General features: G+C 39.1%; 10 protein-coding genes and 1 riboswitch. All 10 genes read right to left on the minus strand.

Annotated features, from left to right (window positions below):
* Positions 1 to 95: 95 nt before the first annotated feature.
* Complete coding sequence (gene pulA / locus QM874_RS01710; RefSeq protein ID WP_414315970.1) at positions 96 to 2,378, minus strand: type I pullulanase; 2,283 nt, start codon at positions 2,376 to 2,378, stop codon at positions 96 to 98.
* A gap of 32 nt (positions 2,379 to 2,410) precedes the next feature.
* Entirely contained in the window at positions 2,411 to 3,361 is a 951-nt protein-coding gene (locus QM874_RS01715; RefSeq protein ID WP_414315971.1) for a diacylglycerol kinase family lipid kinase, read from the minus strand.
* 3 nt (positions 3,362 to 3,364) lie between these two features.
* Positions 3,365 to 5,323, minus strand: coding sequence for an NAD-dependent DNA ligase LigA (gene ligA, locus QM874_RS01720; protein ID WP_414315972.1), 1,959 nt, complete (start codon positions 5,321 to 5,323; stop codon positions 3,365 to 3,367).
* Between the two features lie 92 nt (positions 5,324 to 5,415).
* Positions 5,416 to 6,675, minus strand: a complete 1,260-nt coding sequence (locus tag QM874_RS01725; RefSeq protein WP_414315973.1) for a nucleobase:cation symporter-2 family protein — start codon at positions 6,673 to 6,675, stop codon at positions 5,416 to 5,418.
* Complete coding sequence (locus QM874_RS01730; protein ID WP_414315974.1) at positions 6,675 to 7,256, minus strand: xanthine phosphoribosyltransferase; 582 nt, start codon at positions 7,254 to 7,256, stop codon at positions 6,675 to 6,677. Before QM874_RS01730 ends, QM874_RS01725 begins: the two co-directional genes overlap by 1 nt.
* A 76-nt stretch (positions 7,257 to 7,332) precedes the next feature.
* Positions 7,333 to 7,429: riboswitch (purine riboswitch) on the minus strand.
* Positions 7,422 to 8,405, minus strand: coding sequence for a GMP reductase (gene guaC / locus QM874_RS01735; protein WP_414273588.1), 984 nt, complete (start codon positions 8,403 to 8,405; stop codon positions 7,422 to 7,424). It overlaps the preceding riboswitch by 8 nt.
* Positions 8,406 to 8,575: 170 nt before the next feature.
* Positions 8,576 to 9,904, minus strand: a complete 1,329-nt coding sequence (locus QM874_RS01740; protein WP_414315975.1) for an McrC family protein — start codon at positions 9,902 to 9,904, stop codon at positions 8,576 to 8,578.
* Positions 9,891 to 11,831: an McrB family protein gene (locus tag QM874_RS01745; protein ID WP_414315976.1), complete on the minus strand. Its 1,941-nt coding sequence runs from the start codon at positions 11,829 to 11,831 to the stop codon at positions 9,891 to 9,893. Before QM874_RS01745 ends, QM874_RS01740 begins: the two co-directional genes overlap by 14 nt.
* A gap of 151 nt (positions 11,832 to 11,982) precedes the next feature.
* Positions 11,983 to 12,762: an L-threonylcarbamoyladenylate synthase gene (locus QM874_RS01750; protein ID WP_414315977.1), complete on the minus strand. Its 780-nt coding sequence runs from the start codon at positions 12,760 to 12,762 to the stop codon at positions 11,983 to 11,985.
* A gap of 27 nt (positions 12,763 to 12,789) precedes the next feature.
* Positions 12,790 to 13,383, minus strand: coding sequence for a 3-isopropylmalate dehydratase small subunit (gene leuD / locus QM874_RS01755; protein WP_247912402.1), 594 nt, complete (start codon positions 13,381 to 13,383; stop codon positions 12,790 to 12,792).
* Between the last annotated feature and the right edge of the window lie 6 nt (positions 13,384 to 13,389).

Here is a 13,389-nt window from a genome sequence, read left to right on the forward strand (position 1 = left end):
GTAGAAATGAGTCTTTGAAACATTTTTGTTCATTCATTGGACTCTACAAGATAGTTTTGTCCTACACTTCACTGACTCTGTCTTCAATCTAAGACTTACGCTAAAACATTCAAGACTGCCACACTGACATCGTCAATGGCATTTTCTTGGTTAGAACGGCTATTGGTTACTAACATTTCCAGGTTTCCTGCATTTTCATAGTAATAGGAAGCCCCTTTGGCATTGAAAACAACCAAGAAGTGCTCTTCGCCACCGTGAATCTCATAGACAATCCAACCACTATTTTCAATGGCTGTGTGAACAAAGACATGACGGTATACTTCTTCATAGGTAGGGTATGAAAAGGCACTAGTTTGTGTTTTAAGACGGATGATCTGACGGACAAACTCGATGCTATCTTGACGCTCATTGATCAAATCCCAGTTGACTTGGTTGACGCTGTCAGGCGCATTATAACTGTTCATTGCTCGCTCACGATCTGCGTGAGTCAACTCTCCATTTTCGCCTGTAGCTACGAGTTTAGTACGGCCAAACTCTTGACCCAGTTCCATGAAGGCCATCCCTTGCATGAGGAGGTTCATGGCCGTTGCTGTTTCTACTTTCTTCATGATGCGCTTATCACTCTCCATCGGATGAAGAGTTTTAAGTAAATCATGTAAATTGTAGTTATCGTGGGCTTCTACATAGTTAAGAACCTGGTTTGGACTGAGATAAGAACCCAGCTCACGACTTCCAAGAATAGCCTTTGCGAGGATCGGCTCAGTACCTGCTCCACTGACGAAGCCAGATTTGATAGAACCATAGACTTCACAACCTTTGATGGCATCTCGTTGATTATCATTAAAGAATCCAATGTTTGGCAACTGGTAGGCATTATCTTTCTTAGCCTTGTCATAAGGAGCAAGGCCTGTTCCCATATCCCAACCTTCTCCATACAGGATGATTTTCGGATCGACTTCGTCCATAGCCCAACGAATCATCTGCATGGTTTTAACATCGTGAATTCCCATCAAGTCAAAGCGGAAACCGTCAATATTGTACTCTTTTACCCAGTAGAGAAGCGAATCAATCATATACTTACGGAACATTTCATGCTCACTGGCAGTTTCGTTACCGACTCCTGTTCCATTTTGGTAGGTTCCATCATGGTTCATTCGATAATAATAATCAGGAACCGTTGTTTGGAATGGCGCATCCACCGTTGAGAAGGTATGATTGTAAACAACGTCCATAATAACACCGATACCAGCATCATGATAAGCTTGGACCATGGCTTTTAAATCACGGATAGCTTGGCCTGGATCATTTGGATTTGTAGACATACTAGTTTCTGGAGAATTGTAGTTTTGTGGATCATATCCCCAGTTATAAGTTACATTTCCATCAGCTTCGTATTCTTTATGACGGTCAGCAATTGGTTGCAACTGAACATAATTGACACCAAGTTCTTTGATGTAATCAAACGCAGTCGACTGACCATACTGGTTAACTGTTCCAGTTTGCGCTGCACCTAAGAAGGTTCCTCTTAATTCTGGCGCAACACCAGATGTTTCAGACTTAGTCAAATCACGGATATGCATTTCATAAATGACTGCCTGGCAAGGATTTTCCAAACGCCAAGTTGCTTCTGTACCATGCTTAAGCTCAAAACCTTCGACCTGACGATCTTGGTTTGAGACAATGGCTGAACGTTTTCCATCAGGACTTGTCGCTATTGTATATGGATCACGAGTTAATGACTGGTGATGAGGAAAGTCAATTTGGTAGTGGTAAGCACGACCTGCTAAGCTTTCTGGAACTGTTAAACTCCAAACACCAATGGTATTATACTTGTGGCTATAAGAGTAACTATTTCCTCGCTCCATTTCAAAGGTTTTAAGGATAGGAGCGTCATTACTCGCTGATTCATAGACTACTACTTGGACAGAAGTAGCTGTTGGTGCCCATAGGCTAAAACTTGTTTCATTTTCAGAAACCTGACATCCCAACTCTCCTTGATAACCCCAGTGGTGGTCAAAACTAGCACTATTGATTGCCTTATCGAAGGCAAAAGGATTTTGGTCTTTATAATGGGTACTTGCAATGGCAGGATTTTCAGAATAATAAACTGTATCATCTCCATCCAAAATCCAAACCTCTGTCAAAAGTGGATAATAATTGAAGCGAATAGGATATTCTTTGCTGACACCATCTTTTTCAACACTAAAAGTCATGGTCTCAAGAGCTACTTCACTCGATTGAGTCAGTGAAAATTTAGCTCCAAAATATTCTTCTTCTTTGATAAGCTCTACTGAATCTAGAGGCTTTTTGCTGAAACTGCAAGCCTCGTAAGCTTCATCTTTACGATGATAATGAATAAGTACAGGATAATTGTACATGGTTCTCCCTAATTTCTAAATTAAATTTGATTTTATATGTTACTAGTAATTTCTTGATCAATCGCCTCACAATTCACAAAAAACTCAATGTGATTATGACATACTTCCAAATCTACTGGTGTGTCACCACCGTATTCTCCATCAAGATTAAGCATAAACGGCTCTTCCTGATCCAAAGTTTCAATTCGGAGTTTACTAGTTTTCAGATATTCGACATTGACATCTGAAACGTGTTGGCCTCCGTTCATGGCTTGAACTAGCAGACTCAACATATCTAGGATTTTATCTGTCTTTACTAGAATAAGCGTGAAATTGCCATCATCCAGCTTGGTATCAGGTGCGAATTGCTCAAATCCACCGATAGAATTGGTCAAGGCAACAAAGACAAGAGAAACTTCTCCTGTAAAAATTCCCCAATCATGGTAAATACGAACGGGACGGGCTTTGGATTTTGGGAACATCTCGATGCCTTTAGCAACGTAGGCCAGATAACCCAAACGCGTCTTTAATTCACTCGGAACACTAAAAGTTAACTCCGTAAGAGCTCCTGCCGCAGCAATATTGATGAAATACTTATCACCAAAGGCACGACCAATATCAATTTGCTTGGTTTCATTTTTAGCAATGATCTTCGCTGCAGCAACTGGATCCCCCATAGGGATTTTCAATGCTCTTGCATAGTCATTGGTAGTTCCAGTAGGAATGATGGCTATCTTTGGACGATGTTCCAGAGGTGCAATTCCATTAACCACTTCATTGATGGTGCCATCGCCACCAGCTACTAAAACCAAATCAAAGCCAGCTTTTGCAGCTCTTTCTGCTTCTTTCTGGGCTGACAGGTGTTCAGGTTTGGTTTGGAAAGCACTGGTTTCATAGCCTATGCTCTCTAACACTTCTAGGACTTCTGCGATATTTTGCTTGATCATTTCCTGGCCTGATGTCGGATTATAAATGAGACGAGCGCGTTTTTTTTCTTCTTTCATAGCTTACAAACTCTCAAGCCAAGCTTCATCACGAATCTCTATTCCCAGTTCTTGTGCTTTTTGGAGCTTGCTTCCTGCATCTGCTCCTGCTACAACAAGGTCTGTTTTTTTCGACACACTACCAGTAACCTTGGCTCCTAGACTTTCTAATTTATTTTTAGCTTCTGAGCGAGTAAGACGTTCAAGTTTTCCTGTCAATACGACTGTTAGACCTGATAAGGCTGCATCTGCTGCAACGACCTGTCCTTTGTAGTCTAGATTAACACCTGATTCTTTCAATTCCCTTAAAAGGATTTCAGAACCCTCTGTAGCAAAATAGGTCTGTAGGCTTTGAGCAATGACACTACCCAAACTTTCGATACTTGCAATTTCTTCAGGATTGGCTTGCGCTAGCGATTCGATTGAGTCGAAGTTTTGTAAAAGCAACTGACTTGCCTTACTTCCTACATGACGAATCCCCAAACCAAACAAGAGTTTTTCAGCAGAATTTTCTTTGGATGCTTGAATAGCCTGGTAGAGTTTTTGAGCAGATTTTTCCTTGATACCATCTAGCAAAAGCAAATCTTCCACAGTCAAACGATAAATATCTGCAACATCCTTAACCAAATTGGCTGCAAATAGTTTCTCAACGACTGATGGACCAAGCCCAGAGATATTCATGGCATCACGAGATGCAAAGTGTGTCAAACCTTCCTTAATCTGAGCAGGGCAGCGTGGATTGATACAACGAAGGGCAACTTCATCTTCAAAATGCAAAAGCTTACTGTCACAACTTGGACAGTTTGTTGGGATATCTAGTTTTTCTTCAGACACACGCTTAGTTTCAACGACACGTAAAACAGCTGGAATGATATCCCCTGCCTTATAAACAATCACTGTATCATCCTTACGAATATCCTTTTCTGCAATATAGTCAACATTATGAAGAGTTGCACGACTCACAGTAGTACCTGCCAGTTGAACTGGGGTAAGATTAGCAGTCGGAGTTACAACTCCTGTTCGTCCAACTGTCCAGTCAACAGAAAGGAGTTTCGCTTCTTTTTCTTCTGCCGGAAACTTATAAGCTACTGCCCACTTGGGTGCTTTGACTGTAAAACCTAGTTGCTCTTGATCGGCTAAGTCATTGACCTTAATCACAACACCATCGATATCATAAGGCAACTGGTCTCTTTCTTGACCTACTTCCTGGATAAAATCCCAAACCTCATCCATGCTGTGAGCTAATAGGCGTCTTGGATTGACAACAAAGCCCAATTGTTTCAAATGTTCCAACACCTTCTCTTGGCTATCTCGTGTTGAAGGACTAGCTTCCTGATAAAGGAAGGTTGCAAGATTACGTTTGGCTACTACTGCTGTATCTAACTGACGAAGGGTTCCTGCAGCAGCATTTCTTGGGTTGGCAAATTCTGGCTCCCCATTTTCTTGACGCGATTGATTGACCTGGTCAAAAGAAGCTCTCGGCATATAACATTCACCACGAACTGTTATATCTAATTTTTCTGGTAATGATAAAGGAATGTCTTTCACTCGTTTAAGATTTTCAGTGATGTTTTCACCGATGGAGCCATCACCTCGAGTTGCCCCAGCAACAAAAATTCCCTGCTCATAAGTCAAGGAAATCGATAAACCATCAATCTTCAACTCACAGATATAAGTGACATCATCCAATTCTTTACGAACACGCGCATCAAAGGCATCCAGTTCTTCACGTGAAAAAGCATCCTGCAAACTATAGAGAGGATACTGATGACTATATTTCTCAAACCCATCAAGAATCTTTCCACCAACACGATGTGTCGGACTTTCTGGTAAAACTTGGTCAGGATGAGCTTTTTCTAACTCTACCAGTTCACGATAAAGACGGTCATACTCACTATCAGATACAGATGGATTATCACTTGTATAATACTCTGTCGCATAGCGATTGAGCAGTTCAACGAGCTCTTTCATTCTTTCATTCATAGAACCATTTTACCATAAAAAGGACTCTATAAACAATACTCAAGCTCTAAAAAAGAAAATGAGAAGGATATTTCTATCCTTCTCACTTATTTTTATTTTTTACGATTCAAAATAGCATTCAAGACGATGGCTACTGTACTTGCAATAACAATACCATTTGAAAAGAACATTTGTAATTCAGTCGGTAATGTATTGAAGAGGTTGCTTCCGTTTAATCCCACACCGGCAGCAATAGAAACTGCTGCAATGAGGAAGTTATGTTCATTATGTTCGAAGTCCACACGTGCCAAGATTTGCATCCCTTGTAGAGAAACAAAACCAAACATGACCAGCATGGCTCCACCTAGAACAGGGCTAGGAATAATCTGTGCTAAGGCACCGAACTTAGGCAAGAGACCAAGTAAGATGAGGAAACCACCAGCGTAGTAGATCGGTAAACGTGTACGAATACCTGAAAGTTTCACCAAACCTACGTTTTGTGAAAATCCTGTATAAGGGAAGGTGTTGAAAAGTCCACCAAGTAACACAGCAAGACCTTCAGCGCGATAACCATTACGGAGACGAGTGCTATCGATTGGATCTTTAGTAATATCAGAAAGGGCAAGATATACACCAGTTGATTCTACCATTGATACAGTAGCGATAATACACATCATGACAATAGAAGAAATCTCAAATTGTGGAGCACCAAAGTAGAATGGAGTTGGGATATGAACAAGTGGAGCTTCTGCTACTGGAGAGAAATCAACCAAGCCCATAGTCGCAGCGATGATAGTACCTGCAATCAAACCAATCAAAATAGAAATTGACTTAATAAATCCTTTTGTAAAGATATTAACCAAGAGAATGATAAGAATAGTGATTGTTGCTAATGCTAAACTTTGTCCAGTTGGTTTTTCGACGTTATTTCCCATATTTCCGATTGCTACTGGAATCAAGGTCAATCCGATTGTTGTAATGACAGAACCTGTTACGATTGAAGGAAACAGATTTGCAACCTTAGAAAATACGCCAGCTACAAGAACGACATAAATACCAGAAGCAATCAAGGCACCAAACATAGCACCACTACCGTGACTTTGTCCAATCATAATAAGTGGAGCAACAGACTGAAAGGCCACACCCAGAACAACCGGTAAACCGACACCGAAATATTTATTAAGTTGCAATTGTAAGAGAGTTGCGACCCCACACATAAAGATATCTGTAGAGATAAGGTATGTCAGTTGTTGAGGTGAGTAACCTAGGGCACCTGCAATCATGATTGGTACCAGGATTGAACCTGAGTACATGGCAAGTAAGTGTTGCAAGCCCAATACGGCCGCTTTTGAGTGGTTTTCTTTTTGATTCATTAGATGTCTGCCTCCTTGAAGATAACTCTTCCATTTTCAAAACGCTCTAAACGAGCAAGTGATACTACCTGATGACCTGATTTTTCTAACAGTTCACGACCATCTTGGAAAGATTTTTCAATCACAATCCCGACGGCCTCGACTGTAGCACCAGCTTGTTCGATAATCTGAATCAAACCTTTAGCTGCTTGACCATTAGCCAAGAAATCATCAATAATTAATACTTTATCTCCTGGAGATAAGAACTTCCCTGCAATGGATACGGTACTAGTAACTTGTTTAGTGAAAGAATAAACTTCAGCAGTCAAAATTCCTTCATTCATGGTAATATTTTTTGCCTTCTTAGCAAAAATCATGGGTACATCTAACTGTTCAGCCACATAAAGGGCTGGAGCAATTCCAGATGCTTCAATGGTTACGACTTTGGTAATACCAGCATTTTTAAAATGCTCTGCAAAGGTGCGACCAATCTCGCGCATTAAGGAAAAATCCACTTGGTGAGTCAAGAATGAATCCACCTTAAGAATATTCTCACCTAGAATATTCCCATCTTTTAAAATACGTTCCTCTAGTAATTTCACAATAACCTCCGAAATAAAAAGGGACTCACAAAGCAAGTCCCTCGGAAACATAGAAACAAATAGTACTGCTTCTTTTATCTCTCTTCGACTTACTCATTGTTAGGTATTTACGGTACCTTGTAGAAACGCCACGCCAATTCGCGGCATAAATAAGTAATCATATTTTTAGTGAGCATCTCCATTCCAGATAGAGTTCTTCACAATCACATAATCTACATGTCTAAGATCAGCTACCTTTCGACCTCCAGCATAAGAAATCGAACTTTGTAAATCTTGTTCCATTTCAGTTAGGGTATCTTGTAAATGTCCTTTGGCAGGAAGAAGAATTTTCTTACCTTCGACATTCTTATAGGCACCTTTTTGGTATTCTGAAGCAGAACCATAGTATTCTTTAAATTGTTTACCATCGACTTCGACAGTTTTACCAGGGCTTTCGATATGGCCTGCAAATAAAGAACCAATCATAACCATACTTGCACCGAAGCGGATTGACTTAGCAATATCACCGTGTGTACGAATTCCACCATCAGCAATAATCGGTTTACGCGCAGCTTTCGCACACCAACGTAGTGCCGCCAGCTGCCAACCACCTGTACCAAAACCAGTTTTTACCTTAGTGATACAAACCTTACCTGGACCGATACCAACCTTAGTCGCATCTGCACCAGCATTTTCAAGTTCACGAACAGCCTCTGGAGTTCCAACGTTACCAGCGATGACAAAGGTATCTGGCAATTCTTTCTTGATGTGCTGAATCATTGCAATCACACTGTCTGCATGACCATGTGCGATGTCAATCGTGATGTACTCTGGAGCATCAGCCTTTAATTGACTAACAAAATCATACTCGTAATCTTTAACACCAACAGAGATAGATGCAATCAACCCTTTTTCATGCATACGTTTAACAAAAGGAATGCGTCCTTCTTCATCAAAACGGTGCATGATGTAGAAATAGCCACCCTTGGCAAGCTGTTCAGCAACATCTTCATCCAAAATCGTCTGCATATTAGAAGGGACAACTGGCAACTTAAAGGTATGTTTCCCCAAGGTCACATGTGTATCAGCTTCTGCTCGACTTTGAAGGACACACTTATTTGGGATTAGCTGAATATCTTCATAGTCAAAGATTGGAAATTCGTTTAACATATATCTCTCATTTCTCTTCTTTAGACTTTCCTAAAGTTAGGAATAGCCTTGTCTTTTCCAGACAATTACTCTAACAAGTTTACAATAATGTCCGTTTTTTGTCAATTGTAATGACCGAAAACAAATAATGTTCGTGTTTATAATTCTTGATTTAGATAATAAGTAGACATTCACCCTGTATTTGTCTTACCTTTCAAATTCTTACCTAGATTGTCGATAAAGACTTTTTCAAAGGACTCCATCTTCCTGACAAAATCTTGATAGCTTTCAGCTTGTCCAGGGACTTGGATAGACCATTTCTTCAACAGGGCTCCATAACCTGCTAGCTTACCTATCTCATTATCAACTACCTTTTCCTTGCTCGGAAAAACAAGCCCAGCCTGCTCAGCTTTTAAAATATAAGAATACGAAATCAGCTGGAACAAGTCCTCACGGTTAATTCCTTTTTCAGTAAACTCTAGTTTTTTATATTTAGCATCTAAAACTGTCCTTAGTTCTCTGTTATAAAAATCTGGGAAAACTTTTCGTTTACGATCAGAAAATACCGAAATACCGTCCGTCTTATCCTTATTTCTAGGATGGATGAACTCTTTTGGCAACAAAGTATGAACATACTCTTCCCAAAGCCAGGCAACATCAAAAAGAATACCATGGATTTTTTGCTCTTGATATCCTAAACCATGCTTTTCTCTATTTAGGATCATCAGACAAAGCTCTTGCAATTTTCTGTACTCTCGAAAGTAGGCATGACGAAGAGGTTTGGTTTGATTTAGTCGGATAATCTTAGCACGATCAGCTAGTTTATAAGATGGGGTTACACGAATAATTTCAGAGACATTTTCACGGCTAGTTGAGAGATTTTTAAGAACTCCTCTCCCTATACTTTTCTGATTCTTCATGAATTCAATTGTGTGACGGATCAGTTGCATGAGAGGATTATCATAGGTGAACTCTCTCGTTGTGTAGGCAATATTTCCCGTGAAAGGAAGATTTTTCTTGAGATGATTTCCTACATCAATCACTCCCTTTACATGACTGTTATTATGAGAAAATCTCTGGTATTCCTTATAGAGACCTTTTCTGAGAGTAGCTTGCAAATACTTGGGAAATAGATACATCAAAAGTTGATAGAGTCTATCTTCACGTGATAAAGCAACATCTAAACTAGTCAGATTGATATGAAGAACCTTTTGCAAAAGATAATGTAAAAAATAGTCATTACTTTCGTTTGAAAAACGAGAAGAAATGGTTAATCTCTCCTGGCCGTAGCCAAGAAATCCAATGATATTTCCTGTCTTTATTTCCCGATTGACAGTTTCTACGATTTTTTGATCCTTATCTAAGTCCGGAGAATATTCTAGGTCACTTGGAAAAATAAAGATATTATCTTCTTGAGAAAGATTTTCTAATGTTCTATCTAAAAGAAGTTGGCTTATTTTGGGATATTCTGCAATAAAGTCTTCTTTAATAATCTTATGCTGATTATCAGTGATCCGCATTTTCATTTCCATCGCCTTCATTGTTGTCAGTAACTACCTGATTTTTTTGCTCATTGCTTGTCTTGTCAAAGGCCTTTTTCAAATTTGCTATAGTTTCAACTTCCTCGTAAGAACCTCGTAAATAATCTTCCAAGAGTGGTTTAAGATAATCGGACCAGAGTAACTCATAGTCAAAGTCTACTTCTTCTAGTTTAAGGAAATAACTTGGTCCGATATGATAGTGACTGTTTAGCTCCTGAACTTTCTCAATTTCAGCATTCAAGTTCCTTAGTCGAGTTTTAGCTTCTTCAGCATATTCACCTAGTTTCTCATCTAGGATATAAAGTTGACTTTCAGCAGTAATTTCAACAAAACGGAAACGACGACGCATGGCAAAATCAAAGGTGTCCACCGAACGGTCAATATCATTCATAGTTCCGATAATATAGATATTTTCAGGGATATAGAACTTTTCATCAGTTTCGTGTAGATTGGCATATTGGGTAGAAACACTCCCCTTTTCACCACGATAACCAGGCTCAATTGAGAAAAAGAGTTCCCCAAAAATCTTAGAAATCTCACCACGGTTGATTTCATCGATGATGAAAACGAATTTCTTGTCTGTTTCAACCTCTGTTGGAGAAAGGTAGTCTCTCAGACCAAATCTCTTTCTCAATGTTTCTAGGACAGTTCTTCCACCACTTTTGTAGTATTCTTGCTTATTATAATTTTTATCTTTATACAACTCGTAAACATATTTGCGAGGTATTGACCATCCTGGAACACCACTATCATAATTTACTGACAAATTTTGTCTGCTATTAACAGATAAGTAAGATGTTTTTGTTATATATTCTTTTTCTTCAGCAACATTTATATATTCTAAGTAAGAATCCCAAGCTTGATCAAAATTATCTTGTCCTCCAATCAACTGGGCTTCTTTTGCTTTCTGACAAAAATCTTTAAAAATACCATCCTGTAGCTTAAACTCAATAGCTCCATCCCCATTTGATACTGGTCTTAAACCCTCTACAAAATCCGTATAATCATAGGAAGGGTGAAACTGTACAAATCCGATTTGGTCTTCGTTGCCATCCGTTAATTCTTTGGCAATTTCTTTAGCAAGATAGGTTTTACCTGTACCAGGAGCACCACGGAGGATGAGGTTTTTGGATTGTAGTAGAGTTTGACTCAATGGATGATAAACCTTATATTCTGGAGACATTTTTTCTTCTTTCTTTTCTTTTTCGTCTAAAAATTGTGTTGAATATTCAAATAAGATACTTCCCAACAATGATGGTTCCAGCTTAGGATATTTTTGCAATACGAGTTGACAAATCTCATGATTCTGAAGATAAGGGCCCCCTTGATTCTTTTGAGGAAGTAGCTTGTTCCAGAATTTCTTTTGACTATTAAGATTTACACCTAGGAAAGAGTATCCTTCAGAATAGATACAAAGTAGTTTTGTAACAACTGCAGAACGCCCAATAAATTCATTCTTTGACTTTTTCATGTCAAAGATAGGATTATTGAAATCTAACTTTCTACCAGCTTGGATAATCTCATACATATCCGATTTTAATTTGTTAAATCGGTCTTCTAGTTCTGATTCTGGAATGATTTTATTTGCTTGGTTCTTATAGCTTTTTGTATCCTCATTCCAATAAATACCAAATTTTGAAGAACCTCCTCCACCAATTCCCATAAATAATGATTGGTACTTTCCTGTCTCAAGAGCATAACAAAATGAGTTGTTTTGCGCCCCCTTTCCAATAACATAATCATCAATGGACATGGTTAATAGTTTATCTAGAGGCCACTCATTAAGAAATTCTTCTCTCAATTCTTCATTTTTCAAACTGTATTGTTTTGCAGATTCTCTTAAATTAATTTTATTTTCTTGATACCAATCATAAAAATCTTCTAAACTAACTCTTCTATCATTCATCAATTAGACTCCTTTTACTGATAATGTTTGAATAAAACTATATATTTCATATATAGAATATCATATCCTATAAAAAATGAAAAGAATTTCTAAAGAAAAAGCCCAGCGTTAGGAGCTTCAATATCTCTTAACACTAGACTTCTTTTCAATATTAATAATACTCACCTTGACGATAATCCCATGAGTTAAAGGTGTCTGACAGATGCATCATTATTTTATCGATGTCAAGTCCTTTACGGATCACAACTGGTGCTGGTAAAGTCGAGCGTGCTCCTCCTTGTTCTGGAATAAGCTTGCCGTCTTTATCAACCATAGACACCATCACACCTTGCTCGTAGCGAGTTTCGATTGTTTTGTCTGGCTGGATTGAAGCAACATAGTCGTCTGCTTCGATGACAAGATCCACTGCTCCTTCGATACGTTCTCCGATTCCTTCCACCTTACCACGATTTCCTTTTCCAGATGGGTTGGCAGATGAGGCATAGACCATTTTACCTTCTTCCCAAAGTTTAGCAGCCAACTGTTCACCAGCTTTACCAAACTTGATTACAAAACAGCTAGTTCCACGAACGTCAGTCATGAGTTCTTCACGTCCATCACCGTATGCTTTCAATTTTTCATAAGCTTCTGGTTTCCAAGGAAGAATACAACCGAGGAGAATATCTTCGTCCCAATGTTTTTGGTAGAAGGCTTCAATTTCTGGATTGAGTTGTGCTAAAGCGCTAAGCTCATCCATGCTTCCACAGAGGACTACACCTGGTTTGTTACGGTTACGTTCTTTGGCTTCAAACTTACGCTCAAGTCCAGCCTTGTCGCTAGTCATGATAATGTAACCGACTTTAGTAGGACAAACGATACATCCGCCCTCACCTTTTAAAATGTCGTAGCCTTCTTGTGAAAGTGTTCCGTCCCATTGAATGTGTTTTGTCATAGTTCTATTTCCTTTTCTATATCTATTCTAATCCTGCCAGTAAGCTGGACGTTGTTTTTCATAGGCAGCAATCAAATCTTCATACTGCATGGTAATACCGATATCATCCAAACCATTTAAGAGCTTGTGTTTCCATTCGCTATCAATTTCGAAAGTGAATTCCCCTACTGGTGAAATGATTTTTTGTTGTTCCAAGTCGACCGTCACTTGATCATTTGGTTGTATTTGGGCGAGTTTTTCTCTAACCTCCCTAGGCTGAACAATTGGCAACATGCCATTATTGAGCTCATTATTGTAATGAATATCTCCAAAAGATCCTGCAATTACGACCTTAAAACCATAGTCTGCTAGCGCCCAAGCTGCGTGCTCCCTCGAAGAACCAGCTCCAAAGTTATCTCCCGTGATGAGGATAGTAGCTTTGCGATATTCAGGTCGGTTAAAGACAAAATCAGGATCCTCAGTGTAATTATCGTCCAGATAACGCCAAGCATACATGAGGTATTTACCAAAGCCTTTCTTGTCAATCAACTTCAGAAACTGTTTGGGAAGAATTTGGTCGGTATCGATATTGTCATTCATCAGAGGAACGGTCGTTCCCGTATAAACTGTAAATTTCTCCATATCCTC

It is taken from the genome of Streptococcus infantis, from assembly GCF_047463615.1.
GTDB lineage: Bacteria > Bacillota > Bacilli > Lactobacillales > Streptococcaceae > Streptococcus > Streptococcus infantis_X.

Coding starts and splice junctions, on each gene's coding strand:
- pulA (WP_414315970.1), bottom strand. CDS start 2,378: ATGTACAATTATCCTGTACTTATTCATTATCATCGTAAAGATGAAGCT.
- QM874_RS01715 (WP_414315971.1), bottom strand. CDS start 3,361: ATGAAAGAAGAAAAAAAACGCGCTCGTCTCATTTATAATCCGACATCA.
- ligA (WP_414315972.1), bottom strand. CDS start 5,323: ATGAATGAAAGAATGAAAGAGCTCGTTGAACTGCTCAATCGCTATGCG.
- QM874_RS01725 (WP_414315973.1), bottom strand. CDS start 6,675: ATGAATCAAAAAGAAAACCACTCAAAAGCGGCCGTATTGGGCTTGCAA.
- guaC (WP_414273588.1), bottom strand. CDS start 8,405: ATGTTAAACGAATTTCCAATCTTTGACTATGAAGATATTCAGCTAATC.
- QM874_RS01740 (WP_414315975.1), bottom strand. CDS start 9,904: ATGCGGATCACTGATAATCAGCATAAGATTATTAAAGAAGACTTTATT.
- QM874_RS01745 (WP_414315976.1), bottom strand. CDS start 11,831: ATGAATGATAGAAGAGTTAGTTTAGAAGATTTTTATGATTGGTATCAA.
- QM874_RS01750 (WP_414315977.1), bottom strand. CDS start 12,762: ATGACAAAACACATTCAATGGGACGGAACACTTTCACAAGAAGGCTAC.
- leuD (WP_247912402.1), bottom strand. CDS start 13,383: ATGGAGAAATTTACAGTTTATACGGGAACGACCGTTCCTCTGATGAAT.